This is a genomic window from Paenibacillus sp. FSL W7-1332 (genome assembly GCF_037969785.1).
Taxonomy (GTDB): domain Bacteria; phylum Bacillota; class Bacilli; order Paenibacillales; family Paenibacillaceae; genus Paenibacillus_AQ.
Genome location: NZ_CP150209.1, coordinates 3,551,678 through 3,570,654 on the forward strand (window position 1 = coordinate 3,551,678; position 18,977 = coordinate 3,570,654).

16 protein-coding genes and 1 other annotated feature are annotated in these 18,977 nt (G+C 42.4%); of the genes, 6 read left to right on the top strand and 10 right to left on the bottom strand.

Features of this window, described 5'->3' with window-relative positions; all coding sequences use genetic code 11:
- Window positions 1-24: 24 nt before the first annotated feature.
- Complete coding sequence (locus MKX98_RS15805) at window positions 25-951, bottom strand: helix-turn-helix domain-containing GNAT family N-acetyltransferase (protein WP_194542630.1); 927 nt, start codon at window positions 949-951, stop codon at window positions 25-27.
- A gap of 1,170 nt (window positions 952-2,121) precedes the next feature.
- Between MKX98_RS15805 and MKX98_RS15810 the strand changes: the two genes are divergently transcribed.
- From MKX98_RS15810 to MKX98_RS15820, 3 genes are all read left to right on the top strand, one after another.
- Window positions 2,122-2,682, top strand: coding sequence for a hypothetical protein (locus tag MKX98_RS15810; RefSeq protein WP_194542631.1), 561 nt, complete (start codon window positions 2,122-2,124; stop codon window positions 2,680-2,682).
- Between the two features lie 226 nt (window positions 2,683-2,908).
- Entirely contained in the window at window positions 2,909-3,382 is a 474-nt protein-coding gene (gene tnpA, locus MKX98_RS15815) for an IS200/IS605 family transposase (RefSeq protein WP_339217207.1), read from the top strand.
- Between the two features lie 54 nt (window positions 3,383-3,436).
- Window positions 3,437-3,682, top strand: a complete 246-nt coding sequence (locus MKX98_RS15820) for a hypothetical protein (RefSeq protein ID WP_339224032.1) — start codon at window positions 3,437-3,439, stop codon at window positions 3,680-3,682.
- Here MKX98_RS15820 and MKX98_RS15825 read toward each other — a convergent pair.
- On the bottom strand, window positions 3,660-5,531 hold the full coding sequence (locus MKX98_RS15825) for an alanine--tRNA ligase (RefSeq protein WP_339224034.1): 1,872 nt from the start codon (window positions 5,529-5,531) through the stop codon (window positions 3,660-3,662). The two genes, MKX98_RS15820 and MKX98_RS15825, sit on opposite strands and share 23 nt — an antisense overlap.
- A 108-nt stretch (window positions 5,532-5,639) precedes the next feature.
- Window positions 5,640-5,883, bottom strand: a binding site (T-box leader).
- 552 nt (window positions 5,884-6,435) lie between these two features.
- Between MKX98_RS15825 and MKX98_RS15830 the strand changes: the two genes are divergently transcribed.
- Window positions 6,436-7,755 carry a hypothetical protein gene (locus MKX98_RS15830; protein ID WP_194542633.1) on the top strand — a complete coding sequence of 440 codons (1,320 nt, stop codon included), beginning with the start codon at window positions 6,436-6,438 and terminating at the stop codon, window positions 7,753-7,755.
- A 602-nt stretch (window positions 7,756-8,357) separates the two neighbouring features.
- Here MKX98_RS15830 and MKX98_RS15835 read toward each other — a convergent pair.
- The gene (locus tag MKX98_RS15835; protein WP_199341197.1) at window positions 8,358-8,927 is read right to left on the bottom strand and encodes a TetR/AcrR family transcriptional regulator; all 570 of its coding nucleotides are present in this window, start codon (window positions 8,925-8,927) and stop codon (window positions 8,358-8,360) included.
- A 153-nt stretch (window positions 8,928-9,080) separates the two neighbouring features.
- Here MKX98_RS15835 and MKX98_RS15840 point away from each other — a divergent pair, with 153 nt between their 5' ends.
- Window positions 9,081-10,040, top strand: coding sequence for a carotenoid biosynthesis protein (locus tag MKX98_RS15840; protein WP_194542634.1), 960 nt, complete (start codon window positions 9,081-9,083; stop codon window positions 10,038-10,040).
- 538 nt (window positions 10,041-10,578) lie between these two features.
- Here the strand turns inward: MKX98_RS15840 and MKX98_RS15845 are convergent.
- From MKX98_RS15845 to MKX98_RS15875, 7 genes are all read right to left on the bottom strand, one after another.
- Window positions 10,579-11,379: a dipeptide/oligopeptide/nickel ABC transporter ATP-binding protein gene (locus MKX98_RS15845; RefSeq protein ID WP_339224037.1), complete on the bottom strand. Its 801-nt coding sequence runs from the start codon at window positions 11,377-11,379 to the stop codon at window positions 10,579-10,581.
- Window positions 11,345-12,196 carry an ABC transporter ATP-binding protein gene (locus MKX98_RS15850; RefSeq protein ID WP_339224038.1) on the bottom strand — a complete coding sequence of 284 codons (852 nt, stop codon included), beginning with the start codon at window positions 12,194-12,196 and terminating at the stop codon, window positions 11,345-11,347. The genes MKX98_RS15845 and MKX98_RS15850 overlap by 35 nt, the downstream gene beginning before the upstream one ends.
- Window positions 12,177-13,079, bottom strand: coding sequence for a nickel/cobalt ABC transporter permease (gene opp1C / locus MKX98_RS15855; protein WP_339224040.1), 903 nt, complete (start codon window positions 13,077-13,079; stop codon window positions 12,177-12,179). The genes MKX98_RS15850 and opp1C overlap by 20 nt, the downstream gene beginning before the upstream one ends.
- Window positions 13,076-14,008, bottom strand: a complete 933-nt coding sequence (gene opp1B, locus MKX98_RS15860) for a nickel/cobalt ABC transporter permease (protein ID WP_220685296.1) — start codon at window positions 14,006-14,008, stop codon at window positions 13,076-13,078. The genes opp1C and opp1B overlap by 4 nt, the downstream gene beginning before the upstream one ends.
- Before the next feature lie 18 nt (window positions 14,009-14,026).
- Complete coding sequence (gene nikA / locus MKX98_RS15865; protein ID WP_339224043.1) at window positions 14,027-15,610, bottom strand: nickel ABC transporter substrate-binding protein; 1,584 nt, start codon at window positions 15,608-15,610, stop codon at window positions 14,027-14,029.
- Window positions 15,611-15,643: 33 nt separating this feature from the next.
- On the bottom strand, window positions 15,644-16,948 hold the full coding sequence (locus MKX98_RS15870) for an MATE family efflux transporter (RefSeq protein WP_220685294.1): 1,305 nt from the start codon (window positions 16,946-16,948) through the stop codon (window positions 15,644-15,646).
- Window positions 16,949-17,256: 308 nt separating this feature from the next.
- On the bottom strand, window positions 17,257-17,505 hold the full coding sequence (locus tag MKX98_RS15875) for a type B 50S ribosomal protein L31 (protein ID WP_113060141.1): 249 nt from the start codon (window positions 17,503-17,505) through the stop codon (window positions 17,257-17,259).
- Window positions 17,506-17,957: 452 nt separating this feature from the next.
- Here MKX98_RS15875 and MKX98_RS15880 point away from each other — a divergent pair, with 452 nt between their 5' ends.
- Window positions 17,958-18,971 carry a permease gene (locus tag MKX98_RS15880; RefSeq protein WP_339224045.1) on the top strand — a complete coding sequence of 338 codons (1,014 nt, stop codon included), beginning with the start codon at window positions 17,958-17,960 and terminating at the stop codon, window positions 18,969-18,971.
- The last annotated feature ends 6 nt before the right edge of the window (window positions 18,972-18,977 follow it).

An 18,977-nucleotide genomic window follows, 5' to 3' on the forward strand; every position in this document is an offset into this window, starting at 1 on the left:
ATTTGGGGTCTCGATGAAGGGACGTTATGGCAAGTGAAGCTCGAAAACCTGCTCGACGTGGCTTACGCCCCACGCTTCGTTCGGACGCTCGCCGGTCTTGCGGAAACCGACGTTCTCGTACATCCGAATCGCATTTTCCTGATCCTCGGTCGTTTCCAGGAACACGTTCCGGTAGCCCTTTTCCCGGCAATACTTGACGGCCTCGTTCAATAACGTCTTGCCAAGTCCCCTTCCCCTGAAATCGGGGTGCAGGATGAACCATCTGAGCTGTGCTTTGTCCGGCGTATGCCCGACAATGGCGATAGCGCCGACGATGTGGCCGTCCGCCTCCGCCAGCCAGAACCGATCCTTCTCCCGGTCATAATGTTGGAAGAACTCATGAAAGGTCTTGCAAACATAGCCCTCAAATCCATGATTATAACCGCACTCCTCCGCGTACACCCAGCCGTGCAGATGGATCAGGACGCCAACGTCCCCCGACCGCAGCTCGGTGCGGATGACCACGCCCAGACCGCGATCCTCTTCGGTGGAGAGGGAGCTTTCAATGGCCGTCATGCTCTTCGCAATCAGCCCCTTTCTGTGCTCCGGTAGTCCCTCGATTAACCGGCGGATTTGCTCGTCGGATAGCGCATCGAGCTTGTGCAGCATTTCACGGCCCTGATCGGACAGGTAATGATAGTAGGATCTGCCGTCTTTATCGGATTGAACGCGGTAGGTCAGCCCAAGCTTATCGAATCGCTTTAAGATGCGGCTTAAATATCCGGCATCGATGCTCAGCTTGTCGATCAGCATTTTGGCTGTGCAATGCTCCGTATTCTGAATTTCGTAAAGCACCCTAGCCTCGGAGAGAGAAAAATCGCTGTGCAACAGATGTTGATCGAGGAGTCCGAGCACATTCGTATAAAAACGGTTAAAGCGCCGGATCGTCTGAATGATGGTTGCATCTGACATGATGAGTGAGCCCCTTTCTTTTTATTCGGATAGCAAAAAATTAACATTAATATTTGACTAAGTCAAATATTAATTTGACATAGTCAACTAAATGAACAGCGAAAAACACGGAATCCGCTTATTCCGTGTTTTTCCCATGGTAACCCATTACAACCACCTTGCTTAGTTGTGCAGGTCGACGGTTTTATTCAATTCGGAATCCTCTTCCTGACGCTGGCCGTTCATTTTCCGGAAGGCGCTGACAATGCAGATTTCCGTCGGGGTCCTAATTTATCAAAATAAGTGGAACACTCGAAATTTCCCAGTGAGATTAATACCCATCATTCTTAGGTCACATCCTTCTGTGCTAGCCTTCGAATGTCTTTGTAGCGTAGTAAGGCCCTTCAGTAGAGCAACACTCATGTATACATATGATTTGCCTCCTGTCCGTTTGTGAACAAAGGCAGCCGATCTCTTAGCGGTTGCCTTCGTGGTAGTGCCCAGAATAAACTGTTAGGATGGGTTTATCTAAGTATGTTTCTGTAGTAATAACCCAGGGGCCTTTAGTTGGTGTATAGAAATACGTTGCACTTGTAGTGTACGACTTTCTACCCTTAACATTATCGTCAGCTCTAATTCGTGAAAGTTCAAAATCAATACGCTTATCACTATAAAATTTTACAGTAACATTTAAAAGGACTTTCCCATTTACTTAATTCAGGGAATTTAAAGTGATTGTTACATCGTTACGTGCAATAGTAATTGGAAGTTTTTCGTAATTATCGATTTGAATATAGCGCCACATAAAAATGCGGATACGATTTTCAGTTTTTGTTTCATTATTTAATCCTCCAAATTAATATTCACCATCAACCTATCTGCTATATTAGCATCGTAGCATTACAAAATAGCAGTATGAATCATGTTCTTACGAATCACCACCCATTATATTGGACAGGAGCCACTGGAAAAACAACCTTCTACTATAACCTTGCTATAAATGATGTCCGAGCAAGAATTATTTCAATTGTTAATGCGAATAGAAGTACAATTATTAGCGGTAACGGTTATGCTACAATAAATGTTAGTATAGATGGACAAATGTACAGGTTGGTTGTAAGTAATTATAGAATAAATACATTTTACCTTATTGATTAAGTTACAACATACCTTTAGTTATTGGAGTAGTTTATGCTAAATATAACCACATACATTGAAAAGAAGACTATAGATTCTTTTTACTTTAGTCAAGATAATATTGAAGACTATTTTATTTCATTGAAAGATAGTTTATCAATCCAGGTGGCTAACAGACAATTAAACAAGCATAAAGGCCATAAGTTAGATGGTGTAGTAAATATAAAAACGTCTGATACTACAATCACCAACTTTATGGATTGGGATGATATTGACTTGATGTGGATCGGTGTTTTAGAAATGACTTTGGAATATAAAAAAACAGGTTTTGGAGAGCACATTATGGCCATGAATAGCCATGAGTGGAGTGTCAAAAGAATCATTACAAAACCAGAGAACAAGATATTATTTAGAGTAAAAAGAAATCCGTTGATTTTTGAAGGTACAAACCTTTACGAAGCTTACAAAGAGACGAAAAACATTGTTGTTGAAGAAGAATTTTTATCTGAAATTCTTAAGGCGGCTAATGAGTTTATTTCTTTTAGAGAAAAACTATTTAAAATTGATAATCTAGGCAGATTAAAAGCAGTATTGTCTGAAATACAATCTTATTAGGCCAACTAGTAGTTTTAATTTAACAAGTGGCATAAAAAGATCTCCCAATCTGAGCAATTCGGATTAAATCCGAATTGCTTTTTCTTATGGCTTTAGCCAGTTGAGTGCGTGAAACGCGCGAAACAAAAAACCACCCGCTATGCGGGTGGAGGGATTAAGGGTTTGACCACTGAGACCATTCCAATAAAATTGAGATGTTCAGGCTCAAAGAAAGGAATGGTCTCAAATGGCAACCAAGAGCTACAGCCTAGCTCACACAAAGTGGATGTGCAAATACCACATTGTATTTACCCCGAAGTATAGACGGAAAGAGATCTATAATCAAGTAAGAAGAGACTTAATAGAAATTTTCAAACGCTTATGTAAGTACAAAGGAGTAGAAATTATAGAAGGCCACATGATGCCCGATCATGTCCATATGTTGGTGGCTATCCCGCCGAAAATTTCAGTCTCATCATTCATGGGATATCTAAAGGGGAAAAGTTCGTTAATGATCTTCGAGAAGCATGCACAACTAAAATATAAATACGGGAATCGAAAATTTTGGGCAGAAGGATATTATGTGAGTACAGTAGGTTTGAATGAAGCAACAGTAGCGAAGTACATTCGTGAACAAGAGGCACATGATCAAGCCATGGATAAGTTGAGTGTAAAAGAGTACGAAGATCCATTCAACAGCAACAGGGGCAAAAAGAAATAAACCAGTTTAACTGGTAAGTGAAAGTGACAAATAACAATGAGCCTGAACAGAGTTATGGTCAGGCTAGCGTCTTTAGGCGCAGTTTGGCAACAAGGGGTTATACCCCAAGAGCAAACCACCCGTTGGACGGGTGGTCATGATTTTAAAAACTGTTCTCCGGTACCGCCAACGGAAAGGCCAAGCGATGTCAAACCGTCTTCATTTGCCGGATTTATCATTCATCCTGGATTCCCGGCAACTCATAACGTTGTTACAAATGGCAATCCTAAAACATCAGCTATTGTTCAGCGTTTTTATTAATTACTCCTTTAATCCTTCTAACTCCAGCAGCAGAAGATTGTTCTTTTTTAATACTGAACTTTCCTATGTTTGTTGTATCCTCTACATGAGGTCCTCCACATACTTCTCGACTCCAAACTTTCCCTTCATTATCTTTGATTGTATACACCTTAACGATATCCGGATATTTATCCCAAAAATTCCCTACAACATTACTTTCTTTTGCTTCAGTTTTAGGCATCTCTGAAATATAGGTAATTGCTTTTGACGAAATCGCATCATTCACATACTTCTCCACCGCAGCTATTTGCTCTGGCGTAAGTTTTTCATCATGGTTGAAGTCAAACCGTAATCGCTCTGAGGTAATATTACTTCCTTGTTGATGAACATGATCACCTAAAACTTCCCTTAAACCAGCAAGTAATAAATGAGATACCGTGTGCAGCGCTGTTGTTTCTGTTGAATGTTCAGCTAATCCACCTTTAAATTTACCCACAGAAGCAGTTCTGCTCTTTTCAGCATGTTTCTTTGCCGCCTCTATATAAGACGCCTTGTCCTCCATGCTATATCCATTTTCAGTTAGAAACTCTTCCGTCAACTCCAAGGGAAACCCATATGTTTCGTAAAAATAAAAGGCATCTGCACCTGTAACTTTACCCTTATTCTTAAGATGTTTTTGTATTTCAAATTCTCCTTGCTGTAAAGTTCTATAGAAAAGATTTTCTTCCTTATTTACTGTTTCGATAACTTTCTTTTTATTACCGATCAAATCTTCATAAGCTGTTGCTTCATCTATATAAACTTCAGACAACTCACCCACAAAACTTCCTTGTATACCTATTTTTTTACCTGCACGAATCGCCCTTCTTAATAACCTTCTTGTTATATACCCTGCATCACTATTAGCTGGCTCCGCACCATCATTAATTAGAAAAGTAGCCGCTCTCACATGATCAAGTATGATTCTAAACAACTTTAAATCGTCAGTATATTGTTTACCACTTAACTCCATCAATTTTTTCTTGGGATTAAGGAAGAAAGCCGTATTATAAATATCCTTGTCACCATTAAGGGCTGTTGCAACCCTTTCTAATCCGCCTCCATAATCCATATTGGGATTTTGCATTTTTACAAATCCTGTGCCTTCTTTTTTGTAACACATAAATACGTTGTTCCCAATCTCTAAAAACCTCTCGCTTTCAGAAGCAGGATGATCCAGTGAATCACCGCCTGGTTCAAGATCATAGAACATTTCACTATCAGGCCCACCCGGTTCACCAACAGGCATATCCAATGGACTTCCGGCTCGACTCCACCAATTTTCTTTTTCATCGTATAAGAATATTCTTCCACCTCTAGATGCTCCATATTGATAGGGATCATCTTCAATGATAGGTTCTACACCAACTGATTTAAATTTTTCTGACCAGATTTGAATGGCTTCCGTATCTTTCTGTATATTCAAATCATCACTTCCTATAAAAGCACTGATATACAGCCTGCCAGGATCAATTCCTAATTCGATAATATGCCAATTCCAAATGGCATCGATTTGCTTTTTCTTATAGTTATTTTCATTTGCTTTAAACTCCCATCGACCTATCATTTCAAAAAATGTCAGATGCGACGTATCTCCTACTTCATCAATATCCACTGTCCTTAAACACTTCTGAATATTAGCAATCTCATTACCTATCGGATGCTTTTCCCCCAATAAATATGGAACCATAGGTTGCATTCCACTTCCTGTAAACAACGTTGAGGAATCATTTTCTGGCAACAAGCTAGAAGAGGGCACTTGGCTAGCCCCTATTCCTTTCATAAAATCAATATATGATTTTCTTAACTCATCTGGTGTCATTTTCACCATGCTCAATACCTCCATTTCAATTATTAATTATTCTCGGAAATTACTTTGCAAATATTCAAACGAGAAGAAATAAAACAAAAAAGCCCTAAGCTGACCTATTTCTTGTCAACTTAGGGCGAACTATGATGTCCGTGTTACCACCTAATTTCAGATTTCTCTGCACTCTATCAATACGGGATATCTCCGATATTGTTTCCTGAATAACGGTGGAACTCCGTTGAAGCCTACTTAGATTCCTCTGTTCGGTTCACAGCTCCGAGACTGCTTCACTATTAGATCAATGAAGATTCGCACCAACCATCTTCTCTCTGTGAGATCCCTAATAGCTACTATTTCTCATCATAGCCTTTTCGTTTTAAGTTGAACCAATGCTATCACACTCAACTTGTTCTGTCAATTAATTCCACTATTTTTTATAAGGTATAAGTCTGTCGATTCTACCATCAGCTTTGGCAATTCGGTTGCTTCGCATCCTCTGACTTTAGCCAAATTATAATTCTCCCCAACCTCAATTCCACATTCCTGTTTACCCTGTGAAATAATCAGGAGGTACAACAAACTTGGGTGGGGAAGTATCGCTTCCGGAGCGGAGGTGATAACCCTTATGATATCCCTCCATACTTTTTGGGATAGTATGCCCATTGGAAATTGAACTATACTGCCCGTTAGCTTAACAAGACAGCTGATCGCTTAGTCGTAAAAGATTAAAACAAAAATTAACGTGAATAATCTGTCCTGATGGTACTATTTCCCAGCTCAAATGTACTTTTCATAAGTCTCATCTGTGCAGGATTGCCTAATGGGCTAGCGATTTGCATTGGCAATATTTACTCATTAAACTGTGTTCTCATCTTTGTTAAAGTGGATAAGCATTATGAAGACAAAGACGGGAGTTTTAATAGACATGAGCGTTCTCACCAAATCTATCATTGGTCTGCTTTGCGTGACGACATTAGCGGGCACCTATTTCAGTTATACGGAGCATCAGAATAATCGGCAATGGGAGCAGCAACAACAGCACAATACGCAATACTGGTCACATATGCAATTGATCTACCTGCGTGATTTCGACTATGCGCTTGCGGAGTCCCTTGCGGCATCTACGATTTCAGATCGGCAAGCAGCACTTCAATCTGCGATTGAAAATGCCAATTTTATCTTGCAATCTGTAAGGATCGGATCCGTTACAATGAACTTTCAATCTTGGTCATATGAGTCGTTTATCACAGAGGGCAGCCGCTACTTGGCCTATCCTGCCAGCGAGAAGGAAATCTCGCTTAACCCGGATCAATTAGAACAAATTCAGCGTTTGAGAACGTTCGCGAGGACCGCCCTACCTTATCTCGATCAGATGAGAAAGAAAGCTGTTGATTCCTCTATATCGGATATACAACAGATATCAACTGAAATGGAAGAGGCTTTGTCTCAACTCGACTCGGTCTCCACCTATGGAAATAAAGCCTTTAACGAGTTCCTGTACAACCAGAATCCATACATACCTCCGAAGCCAGGAACCGTTTTCGCCGGTGAAACCACTTATACGGCTACGGAGCTTGCGGCCAAAGCGAAAATTTTCATGGGCGAGGCTTGGAATAAAGGAGCAGGTAAGCAAATTGTCCACATCTCAGGCGGGAGCAGCCCCCAATTCGGAGAAGTCTTGGATTTCAAGTTATCGGACACCGATGGAAAATCAACCAACTCCTATATTGCAACACTAAGTAAAAGCGGACACGTGCTCCAAGTGAGACGCAAGAGCTCGATCTCTGAGAAAGGAGATGTAGAGCAAACTATCGACTTAAAGCAGGTTGTCGCGGTTACGGACACCTGGATGGCTCGCTGGTCTGACGAACGTCTGACATTAGTAGCGAAAGAGATAAACGATACTTCCATTTATCTCACGTATATTCCGGTCCGGGAGCAAGTTTCCATTCCGCAAATGAAAGTCGTATGGCGATTTGATCGCCGTACCGGTACGTTGAAGAGCTTTGATGCGTCTAATTATTATTCCCATTACAATAAAACCTTCCCCGTTCACCCGAGGCTGACAGCGGAGCAAGCCTCCGCGAAGCTTGGCCCAAAAGTAACCCCCTCGGGCAAGCCAAAGCTGGAAATCCACAACAGCCAGCTCGTATACGCATTTCCCGTCACTGGGATCGAAGGCGTTTCTCACGTATACGTAAACGCCCGCACAGGTGCTGGCGAAGGCATTAATTACAACCTGTAACCACAACAAATTTAGGCAGCCCCACGAACATCCTCGCTGCGGGCTGCCTAGATTTTGCGTGCCAACGTTGGGTCACCACTTTCCTTTTTAGTTTCTTACGTTTCTCCGTGACTAAAATTAAACTAACCTGCCCGTTAGTTGAACAAAAAGCAGCTGATCATGGCCAGCTGCTTTTCTATATTTATTTAACTATCGTTTCCCGTTAGTTGAGTGGCTTTACAACCATGTTTGAAAAGGCTTCAGTTTTTCTTGAGTTAGGAACTAGGGTTGCTCTTAACGTTTCGTTAACGTGGAGTTTTACATGTTCTTGTTTCTCGACAGCTCAAGTTTTCGGCTTAACTGTTATGCCCAACTTCTTAAAAAATGGTTGTATCTGCTGGAACATATAGCAAACAGATTTATTGATAATAGACAATACAGCAAATGATTAAATCATATCCAACTGTTTTGAAAAAGCGAGAGCAGGAACTAATCGCCATTACTAATTCTAAACATCGGAAAAGCAATAGAAGATAATATTACCGGATCTTCTGTGATGGCCAGCAATCGAGTTATATCGAACCTGACCGACGAGGTAAAATACGGGATGCAGTTTTCACTTACTACAATTCTTCAGAATAAAAAGCTTTAGATACGGATTCCGTAGCTTTATCAATAAAAGCTGCAATTTTATTGGGGCTTTCCTTCAGACCACTACTCACCCACTTTTTAATAATAGCTATACTGCCATGAGCGGTGAACGTATACCAGGACTCAAATAATTGTGGATCAAAATCTTTTAATTCCTGCTTCCATCGCTCAATAGTTAAATCGTGACTGATATAAAGGATTCGTTCTAGTAATTCTTTATCGCCATGCTCTGAGAACAGAACCTTACATATCGTTTGATTCGCTTTTATATACTTACATAATTCATAAGATAGCTTTTGAGGGTTTGAAGAACTCATCCCAACTTGCTTAATGTCTTCGTAAAGATCATTTCCAATCGTTGAAAGAAGCTCAAACTGATTCGCATAGTGTGTATAAAAGGTGTTGCGATTAATCCCTGCTTCTCTGCAAATGTCGGTCACTGTCACTTTATTGATAGACCGTTCTGTCAAAAGCTTCAGCAGGCTTTCTTTTACAACCATCTTTGTATATCTCACTCTGTGATCTGTTTTTTTGTCTGCCATAATATCCTCCAATTAGAAATAGCGAACAAATCTACTGTGGTTTGTATGATAACTAACATATCTCAATCGAACAGCCTGTTGTTTAAGTAACACAGTGAAATTATAATTTATTTGAACGTTCAATTCAATTTCAACTTAAATGGAGGGTAAAATGTGGGTGATATAACTGTGGTGCCTGTATGGATAATTCAAGATATTATAGTCTTAATTGCTGCTGTTCTAATGGTTTTCTATATCCTTGATAAGGAAACACATCCCAAAACGGTTCTACTGCAATTTATAGGTTTTGTGTTTTTTTACGCAGCTGTTTTTGAAATTACTGCTTCATCGCTTGGGGAAGGTTTTTACGCCTATGGGCGGAGTATTTTAATGTTATTTAATATACCGATTACTGTCCCTATTATTGAGTTTTTGATCATTTATTCCACTTTGCGTGTTCTAAAATCTGTAACTATACCGTCCTGGACTAAACCATTTATTACGGGATTAAGCGCTATGGTGTTTGACTTTTCATTGGACCCGGTGGCCGTTAAACAGATATTTCAGACTACGGATGGACTCATGGCAAGATGGACTTATTATCCGCTAGCCGGTGAACCTCAAATCTATGGGGAACCCGTGATGAATTTTACAGGATGGATTTATATAGCGGGATATTGGACAGTCTTTATACTAATTGGTGAATGGTGGCACAAAAAGAAAGGCTACAGTCAATCAATTGGTTATATCTATCCGTTTCTGGCGGCAATTGCGTCATTGGCTTGCATGTTCTCACCTTTATCTAACTTCTTTAATTATATGGGGCCGTTCTTCGCCAGAACCTCTAATATGCAATGGGTGATGTTGATTGCACTTTCTGTAATTACAGCAGGAGTTTTAGCATTAGCTTTTATAAAGTTCTGGGACCGGAAGGCTATTTATTCAATCACTCCCAAAAAAGATTTTCCTATCATGTTTACTTTCTTGGGGTTCCCCCTGGTGAATACTATATTTTGCCTTATAGGAGGTTACACAGAAGTATTGTGGCTGGTCGTTCTGGCTCAGATCTTATTAATGTTAGCCTGGATCGGAATTAATATTATGGGTAAAAAAGCAAGACCAATCACGAAATAACCATAAGCCTAAGCATGGAGGCAAAGACGCACTTTCATTAATATTCTTGTTAGGCATTTTTATTTTGGCGCTTCTTGCTTACATTGAAAAAATAGACCGCCCTCCATAAGGTAACGGTCCCGTTTGCTAAATTATTTGGAAACATATTTAGATGCTTATCTAATCGGTCTGTTCTTGTCCCCCGACATTTTCTTATGAGCGAATTGTGATGTGATCCCCGTTACTTCATCGAATTACTTAGAAGTCTGTTTTAATATTTTCATACATTAAATTTAGCCCTTCAAACTTCCTAGTGGGAGTCGAAGGGCCAAAAAGTTTGCTCTCTAGTTATCTAGGAGCTGTATAGAACTTTTAATTGATTCTTGGCGAGTTGCCTTTCCATGGCGAGCATATTAAACGATGATGAAGGTTCGTCTGACACTTCATGTCCATTGACACGAATTCCCCTCATGATAAATACAATTTCATCTCCCCTATATATTTCTTTACACGTTTAAGGTCAATCCCAGCCCCGATTTAGGGAAAACGGAGCTTTTCATTAAGTAACATTGTGACCACTCGTCCGGTTGAACTTCGATTGAAAGGGAAGGATCGAGCTCACCAGTGACTTTACATATTCGCTCTTCGCACACATAAAGTGGTTGCAATCAAGCTCTTCAATAATGACCCCATCCCTAAGAAAGGCTAAGCGATTACATAAATAGGCTACGGCTTGCAGATCATGCGCTATGAATAAATATGTTAATTGAAACTCCCTCTGGAGCTCCTTTAAGAGAGATAAAATTTGAGATTGCACAGAAACGTCGAGCGAGCTAATGGCTTCATCCAAAACAAGATAGCGCGGCCGCGTGGTCAAGGCACGCGCTATGCATACGCGTTGCAACTGTCCACCGCTTAGCTCATGCGGATACTTCTTTAGATAGTCAAGGGGCAACTCTACCCGCTCCATCAGCTCTGCAATAATCGCTTCATGGTCGGCATGAGCGTTTTTGCCGCTCCGTAGCATATAGAGTGGTTCCTCGATAATTTGCCGCAAGGTCCAGTTCGGGTTGACAGAGGTGCGATAATCCTGGAACACGACACTGAATTTCCCTTTGTTTTGCTTAAGCCACTTTTTATGTGGCACGCCATCTATCCGAATGGTCCCGCCGTCACTGGTTTCTAATCCAAGTAGGATCCGGGATAACGTGCTTTTACCGCTGCCGCTCTCCCCTACAATGCCCAGACAGTCTCCATCGTTCAAATGAAAGCTGACGTCGGTCAGTACATGCTTTTGGGTGTGATTCCGCAGCCCACGGTCAGCCTTATAGCTTTTCTGAAGATTCTCCACCGTAATCATACTCTTGGATCCCCCCGCTATGCATTGTGTTCATAAAGCTATCTGAAAGCTGCAGGCGCGTGCTAACTAAATATTGGGTGTAGGCATGTTTAGGCTCATTAAAAACATCAGTGACCGAGCCCTGTTCCAACACTTCTCCTTCTTTCATGACGATAACGCTGTCGGCCAACCGCTGCACAACTCCCAGGTCGTGGGAGATGAGGATCAGTGTGGTACCCGTCATTTCCTTTAAGGACTGAAATTGATTGACGACTTCCAATTGATTAATGGAGTCTAGAGCTGTTGTAGGCTCATCCGCAATAATAATGTCCGGCTTCAGCACAAGAGCAATCGCAATCATACAGCGTTGAAGCATCCCACCGGACAGCTCATGAGGATAACTCTTATAAACGGCAAGCGAATCCGGGAAATTCAATTTTTTCAAGCTTTCCAAACTCAATCGCTCAGCTTCTCTTCTGGATACCCTCAATACCTGCATAAAAGTTTGTTTCATCTGGAAGCCCATTTTCTCAATAGGATTGAAAGCCGTCATTGCATCCTGAAGAATCATATTGATTTTTTGACCCCGAATGGACCTCCGCTGTTTTTCGTTGTCCTTCAAAATGTTGCGGCCCTCGAAAATAATCTCTCCTTCAGATTGTATCCAGCGGGGATTTACACCTAAAATTTCCCGAACAGTCATCGTTTTTCCACTGCCGCTCTCCCCAACAATACCAAGGCAAGAATTTTTTTGCACCGAGAAGGATGCATCTTTTACAATTCTTCTTTGGGTCTTGAGATCAACAATATTAAGATGCTTAACGGTCAGTATGGTCACTTACCATCTTCCTCCCTTCACCCAAGCGGAATAGCTTGCGTTGTTGCTTCGGGCTTGCCATGTAGGATTTCGAGTTCATGGCCTGCTGCAGACTGTCACCGAGAAAATTTAGCGCGACGATGACAAGCAGAATGGTAATACCGGCAGGGATCATCTGCCAGGGATGGGTGAACAACACATTCTTCGCTTCATTCAGCATCATTCCCCATTCAGGAGCAGGAGGTTGCACGCCCAATCCAAGAAAGGAAAGAGACGAAATACTTAGAATCACCCAGCCCATCTCTAGGGTCGAATGTGTGGTTACTTCACCGGAGATCCCGGGAACAATATGCTTTCTCATAATATAGATTGGAGAAGCCTGATGGACTTGAGCGAACTTTACATAGTTTTTTGATCGATACTGCTGAACGCTGCTATAGATCATCCGTGTATACCAGGCCCACTTGGACAAAATATTCGCAATCACGATATTCATAATCCCGGGTCCCAATATGCCGATAATAGCCAGAATCATCACCTCTGACGGGAAGGACAGCATAGCGTCGCAGAAACGCAAAATGACTTCCCGGACTCTTCCGTTCGAATAGCCGGCTAGAATTCCAAATGCGACCCCGGAAAAAATCGTCACACTCATAGCGAGTAGAGCATAAAAGAACGTGGTGCGTATGCCGAATAAAACCCGTGAATATAAGCATCTTCCCAGATGATCAGTCCCGAGCGGGTACTCTGCGCTTGGCATGGCAAGCTTCATATCCACCTGAAGTAAGGTCGGATCATGCGGAGCAATTAGAGGGGCAAAGATCCCTGCAAGGGAGACCACGCCCAAAAATATCAAGCAAGTGATACCCAGCTTATCCTGTTGAAGACGCTTGAAAAAACTCATTTGGCTTCCCTCCGCAAACGTGGATCTATCATCACGACCACAATATCTACCAATAAATTGCAAACGATAAATAAAACGGCCATCATCAGAATATAAGCCTGGATCACAGGATAATCCGAGTTAAAAATAGCCTTGACGCACAAACGACCAATGCCGGGCCAGGCAAATATATTTTCAACAACAACAGTCCCAGCAATCAGACGCGGAATAGACATGCCGAACGCGGTAAGAGCCGATTGGATCGAATTGGAAAACACTTTCCACATTACAGTGCTCTGTTTGAGTCCGCGCAGCTTGGCATAAAGAATGAAATTTTCTTGCGTATTTTGAATCATATTATTGCGTATCAGTCTGACATAGGTGGATAAAAAGGTTAGTGACAAGGTGACGGCCGGCAAGATAATGGATGAAGGACCATTCTTCCCGCTTGTCGGAAGCCACCCCAGATAAACCGAAAAAGACCACATGAGCAGCAAGCCGATCCAGAAGCTTGGCATCGCTGACAGCAAAAAGATGAAGCCCCGCAAAAAACGATCCTGCCATCTATTCTCGAAGATGCTGCAGATTATCCCGATGGAAACGCTGAAAAGGACAATAATTATAAGTGTAGCCCCCGCTAATTCAAGCGTTGGAGGAATCGCTTGACGCATCTCTTCCAATACAGGCTTTTTATTGACGTAGCTGGTACCCAAATTCCCTTGAAAGCTGTCCATAATCCAGTTTTTATATCGGATAAGAAAAGGATCGTCAAGTCCGAGCTCTTCGCGCATGCTCTGGACCACTTCCTCGGTCGGGGTAATCTGATTTACACGCAGAGCAATCTCTGCCGGATCACTAGTTCTTAAATTAATTAGAATGAACGCCATGAAGGTAACCAGCAGCAGGAGCGGAACGGTACCTGCTATGCGTTTTATTACATACTGTCTCATAAAGGACTCACTCTCTGCTTACTCAAAATACATGAGCTCAAACGGGATTTCATATTGCGATACATTGAAGGAAACGCCCTTAAGCTGTTCGGCATGAATCGCTTTGACAACTGAATAAGTCAACGGCAGATACACAGCCTCTTCATTCACATAGCTGAATATTTGCTCATATTTCTCCGCCCGCGCAGTTTCGTCCTGCTCAACGAGAACATCACTGATCGTTTGGTCCAGCCATTTCTTCTTTTCCAGACCTGCCTGAGCCTGATAATCACCATGCGAAGGCACACGCCAGGTTGACACATAGGTTTGTGGATCATAAGGCAAGCCCCAGGATAAAGAGTATTGCAAATCGAAATCACCGGATTTTTGACGGTCGAAATAGGCTTGCTTTTCTTCACCCAACAGTTCAAGCTCAACGCCAATCGCTTTGAGATCATTTTGCATCGATTCCCCAATCGTTTTCTCCTGCGCATTATCAGAATTATAGGACAGCATCAGGTTAAGCCTTTTCCCATCCTTATAACGGTAGCCATCGTCTGATTTTGCCCACCCTGCTTGATCCAGCAAAGCTTCGGCCTTCTGGGTGTCGTAGGAACGAACCTTAAGCTCAATGTTGGCGTACGGAGTGGATTTAGACATTAGGACATCCGCAATTTGCTCCGTGTCGTTGAGAATGCCGGTCGCGATCGTTTGTTTGTTAATGGCATATTGCAATGCCTCGCGAACCAGTTTGTCAGAAGTTGCTTCTCGCTTGCTGTTCAGCAATATCGAGCGCGAACCGGATGGCGGACTGATCTTCGTTACATACTTGCCCTCGTCTTGCAGGGAGGAGAAGGCATTAGCATCTAGCATGTCGCCGTCCGCGCCAAATATGAGATCAATCTCGCCGTTCTGCAGAGCAAGTAGAATCGTCTGGTGATCCGGCATGACCTTCCAACGAACATGCTGAATCTTCGGTTTATCTCCCCAATAGTTCTCATTGACACTAAACAACGCGTATTGATTGTCTTTATGCTCGGCCAATATATAGGGTCCCGTGCCTGCATAACCATTGACGCCATTCGCTGTTGTTCCGTCGATGAAACATTTAGGGGAGATCATTCGGAAAGGACGCGTAAGCCCCAACTCCTCCAACGTCGGATAATATGGTGTTTTTAGTGTCAAGGAAAACGTATATTCATCGACAACTTTAGTTGAATCAATAACCTGCACCAGATTCAGCCAGGCATTCTTCTCATAGTTGGCTACGACGACATCAATATTTTTCTTGACGGCCTCCGCATTGAACGGTTCACCATCGCTGAATTTGATGTTTTTTCTTAAATGGAACGTATAGGTCAAACCATCCTCCGAGATCTCCCATTTCTCAGCAAGCTTGGGTTTAACGCCCTCCGGTGTATTCATGACCAGAGATTCAAAAACCATATTTTGTGCAGCGAGTTCGCCACCTGTCAGATGCGGATTAATATCGCGAATATCTTTGGTGCTGGCAAAGACTAGTTCGTTCTTGTCCACTGCTGCAGGGTTGCTCTTGGTAGCCTGGCTGCAGCCTGTTAATACAATCAGTAACGTAAACATAGCAAGTAAAAGTTTCTTTTTCATGAATCCTCCTGAATATAATTGTAGTAGATGTAATTAAGATGAGTATATCGACCGCTGTACTCTCCCGGTGTACATGGAGGTACAAACCGTACGCATCAAATGAAAGATAACGAAAGACAGCCATATGCCGTGACTACCCCACGACAACCCTGCTATCCAGTTAACGGGAATGTAGATGAGCAGCGATATAAAGATGCCGTTGCGAATGGCCCAAGCCTGTGTTACCCCTGAAAATATGCCTTCCAGTTGCAACCCCCAAACACCGGCTATACTGTATAGCGCGATCCAAAACATATGTTCCCGCACGGCCAACCGTACCTGTAGGTCGCCCGTAAACCATGACACAAAGTCTAACGGATCAACGATGAGCACAAGCCCCATCAACACGGCAAAGAGCGCTCCCCAGACTGCTGATAATTTCAACGCATTCCGATAACCATTAATATTTCCTTCACCTGCAGCCTGTCCAGCAACAATGCTGGAGGCATTAGCCAAGCCACTGAACACATAGGCTAGCAAATAATGGAGCTGCAGCAATATGGCGTTGGCTGCCAATACGGTTTCATCCATTCGAGCCGCTTGAACCATAAACAAGCTGGTCATCACCAATAAGCAAATCGTACGTAGGAAAAGGTCACGATTCACGATCACCATTTTTTTAATATGGCAAAGATCAAACAGTTCTCTGATCTGGAGATGAACTAGTGCGAATTGCTTGCTGTATCGAATGATCACGAAGCCAATTGCTACACTGATTATTTCTGACACCAAGGTGGCAACTGCAATACCCGCAACTCCCCAGTCCAACTGCAAGGCTAACCATATTCCAAGGAGCATATTTAGCACATTTGCGAACAATTGAGAAACCAAGGTCAATTTAACCTTCGACACCCCAATCAGCCAACCCGTAATGGTATAATTCAGAAGCGCGAAGGGAGCTCCCCAGATCCGTATGTCAAAATAGATTCCAGCTTGCTGGAGCACTGCATCGCTGCCCCCAATGAGGTGCATGGCAGCCAGCAAAATGGGCTTTTGTGCCGCGATGAACACCACGCCTAACAAAATCGCGATCAGCAGAGGTCTGATGAAGGCATATGCAAGCTGCTCGTCGTGCTTGGCTCCAGCCGCTTGAGCCGTAAACCCGGTGGTGCTTACTCTTAAAAAACCGAATAGCCAATACAGGTTGTTAAATATTAATGTTCCCACAGCTACTCCACCAATATAGGACGGATCCCCCAAACGACCTGCAACGGCTGTATCAACCGCTCCCAGCAAGGGGACGGACAGACCGGTTATAATGAGAGGAATGGAGAGCTTAAGGTACTGCCTGTGTGTCATTTTAGCTCCTTTATATGTAATTATTACGAAATTAAACACTGATGAATATCTATAGCCTTTACGCAAACCGTACAACCAGAAACTATACATATTTATCGTAATTGTTACGATTAGGATTATAATTTAGCTTTCTTTGAAATGTCAATGGAATAAAATAACTAAAATGGCCCACTCCGATCGACAGTGTTACCTTTTTCCCGTGACGAGCGGAAATGAACAGTGTATCCCCTTTTATTCGTACATTTTCAGTAAAAAAAGACAGCGTGATAATTCACTTCACGCTGTCACATATAGGCAGCCCTTTACGACTACTTTTTATAACCTAATCGTTTCTTGAACTTATCGACGCGACCGCCGATCTCAGTATTTTTCTGTTTGCCTGTGAAGAAAGGGTGAGACGCGGAGCTCGAATCTACGCGGATCACAGGATAGGTATGACCGTCTTCCCATTCCATGGTTTCTGAAGAAGTCTTTGTGGAGGCGCTAAGAAATGTATAGCCTACGCTTGCGTCCAGAAATATGACTTTCTGAAAATTGGGATGTATCCCTTTTTGCATCTGATGTCCTCTTCTTTCCGAGTCATTTGACTCTTTGCTATTGCTTATTCGTAAAAATTACGAAATGCTTCATAAATGAATAATAAAGTATTCATTTATATCTGTCAACTTTCAGGCTCGATGGTGATGGGAAAAACAACAACCTTAATATTTCACCCCGCCATCTAAAAAATAAGACTGTTCCATTACCCCCATCTCACTTAACTAGCGCAAATTACGATATGCCGTATCAAAAACTTGCATCCATTTCACACAACATAAAACGGCGCTTACCACAAAAAGTATTTATTACACTATAAATCGAGAGAAACCCAAATGGAACGAAAGATGTTGTCAATTGACTGCCATTCATGATTTAATGATAATTATTACGTATTAGGTGAAATACATATATGAAAATCGGTACATTATTACACTTCTCCAGCAGCTGTCTATAAATAGGAGGAACTGTTTTGCGTAAGTGGCTTTCAAAGTCCGGACTCAATCTGGTATTTGTCGTAATCGTTCTAAGTATCATCTATGTTGCATTATTTCCAGACGTCATCTCAAACTTAAGTTTTCCAGTCCCCAATATGGACAAAATCCAGACATTTAAAACGATGCTGATCAGCATCGTATTGGAGGCATTGCCATATATCCTGATCGGTGTATTTGTTTCGTCACTCATGCAGCTGTTCCTGTCAGAACAATGGATCGCTCGGTTCTGCCCGAAAAATCCGGTCCTCGGCATTATATTCGCCTGTACGCTAGGCATTCTCTTCCCGGTCTGTGAATGCGGCATGATCCCTATTGTGCGTAGACTCATGGTGATGGGGATGCCGCTTTATATCGGGATTGTTTTTATACTGGTTGGACCGATCGTTAACCCTGTTGTTTATGCCTCAACGTACCAAGCCTTTCGTTTACAGCCAGAGATCGTCTATTCCCGAATGGGCCTGGCTTTGGTCGTTGGTTTGATCATAGGGCTTGTCGTCTATAAATTTGTATCGGGCAATCCATTGAAAAATGCTCAAACCGCCCGTCTCTCCAATGCAAATGACGCTTCACACGGACAGTCCCAGAACAAATTCCTCTCCATGATGGATCATGCCGCTCACGAGTTTTTTGACATGGGGAAATATCTGATTATCGGCTCTATTATAACGGCAGCTATTCAGTCATTTATCCCCAGAGAACTTCTCATTCAACTTGGACAAGGTGAGTTAAGCTCCCATCTGTTCATGATGGTATTTGCCTTTATATTGTCGATTTGCTCTACTTCGGATGCTTTTGTAGCTTCTTCATTCCTGCAGACATTCTCCGCATCCTCTATCATCAGCTTCCTTGTATTTGGGCCTATGGTAGATTTCAAGAGTACATTGATGCTGCTGTCTGTCTTCAACAAACGCTTTGTCATATTTCTGATCGTTCTTACAAGCGTTATCGTATTTATTCTCTCGATTGCGCTTGGACAAATGATGTTCTGAAGGAGA